Source organism: Blautia sp. CAG:257, from assembly GCF_000433815.1.
Taxonomy (GTDB): Bacteria; Bacillota; Clostridia; order Lachnospirales; family Lachnospiraceae; genus Blautia_A; species Blautia_A caecimuris.
Genome location: NZ_HF999088.1, coordinates 1 through 986, shown reverse-complemented (window position 1 = coordinate 986; position 986 = coordinate 1). Strand labels below are relative to the sequence as shown.

Below are 986 nucleotides of genomic sequence, written 5' to 3'. Positions count from 1 at the left end.
GGGAGAATAAATGGCATCTGTCAAATTAATGGCAGATGCCATTTATGGATTCAGAAAGGATGATAGCTACAACTGCTCATGATCTAATTTATGACAAACGTCAAGTACGAAATTACGTGTGCTTTCTACTGCCCTGTTTGCTTTTTCTATATCTCTGGAAGTGGGCATAAAACTATCTGCCCCGGGATACCTCGTGGTAAAGTAGAATCCGTCAATAACACCCATATTAGTTTCTGCTTCATCTGGTATTTTGATTCCCATATCATCCATAATATATTTCATAAGTTTGTTCAGACTATGTGATTTTAAAATCCATTCCTTTTCGCGCATCTCATGATTTGTGTCCGGGATCGCATATTCTGAAATAATGTGTTTCAGATATCTTTCACATATATTTTGACCAAGCGCTGCTAAAGCACTTCCTCTTACATTAGAATCGTAAGCCTGTCTAAAAAAGAGATAGTCATTTTCTGCAAAGTCAAAATATGATTCTAATGAATTTCCCATACATTAATTCCCTCCATTTTTATATTTTTATAATATAACATATTGTTACTTTTCCAGGAGTCCCCTATTACGACCTTTAAGTCCACATCTGGCAGTTCCAGTGCAGAAGGAGATACAGAACCTTTGAGTAAAATCACAACATCCCTGTATCTTTTTGTATTAAAGTCAGGTGAAAGTTCAAGCAGCAAATCAACATCACTGTTAAAATCCTGTTCTTTTCTGGCACAGCTGCCATATAAATACAGACCACTGACATAAGGGGCAATACCTGACTCTTTAATTTTACGGATAGCGTGATTTAATGAGGCTTCACTCCTTCTGATACATGTAGCATTCGCCTTTTTACTCTTTCCAACCCGCATATCTGAGTCCCCCCATTGTATCTTTGAAATTAAATGATATTTTGTTGCCTTCATTGTACTAGTTTATTGCCTGTTTTTCAAGATAGCATTGCTGAAAGAGAAAAAATGAATATAATA

At 36.0% G+C, this 986-nt stretch carries 2 protein-coding genes; both read right to left on the bottom strand.

From position 1 onward, the window contains the following. Nucleotides 1-66: 66 nt before the first annotated feature. A complete protein-coding gene (locus QVP40_RS10810; protein ID WP_022068434.1) occupies nt 67-507 on the bottom strand; it encodes a HEPN domain-containing protein in 441 nt (146 codons plus the stop codon). Then, on the bottom strand, nt 492-923 hold the full coding sequence (locus tag QVP40_RS10805; RefSeq protein ID WP_138271202.1) for a nucleotidyltransferase domain-containing protein: 432 nt from the start codon (nt 921-923) through the stop codon (nt 492-494). The genes QVP40_RS10810 and QVP40_RS10805 overlap by 16 nt, the downstream gene beginning before the upstream one ends. Nucleotides 924-986: the final 63 nt, after the last annotated feature.

What these genes read in the sequence shown, in the direction of transcription:
- QVP40_RS10805 (WP_138271202.1), bottom strand. Translation starts at nt 923, where the DNA reads ATGAAGGCAACAAAATATCATTTAATTTCAAAGATACAATGGGGGGAC.
- QVP40_RS10810 (WP_022068434.1), bottom strand. Translation starts at nt 507, where the DNA reads ATGGGAAATTCATTAGAATCATATTTTGACTTTGCAGAAAATGACTAT.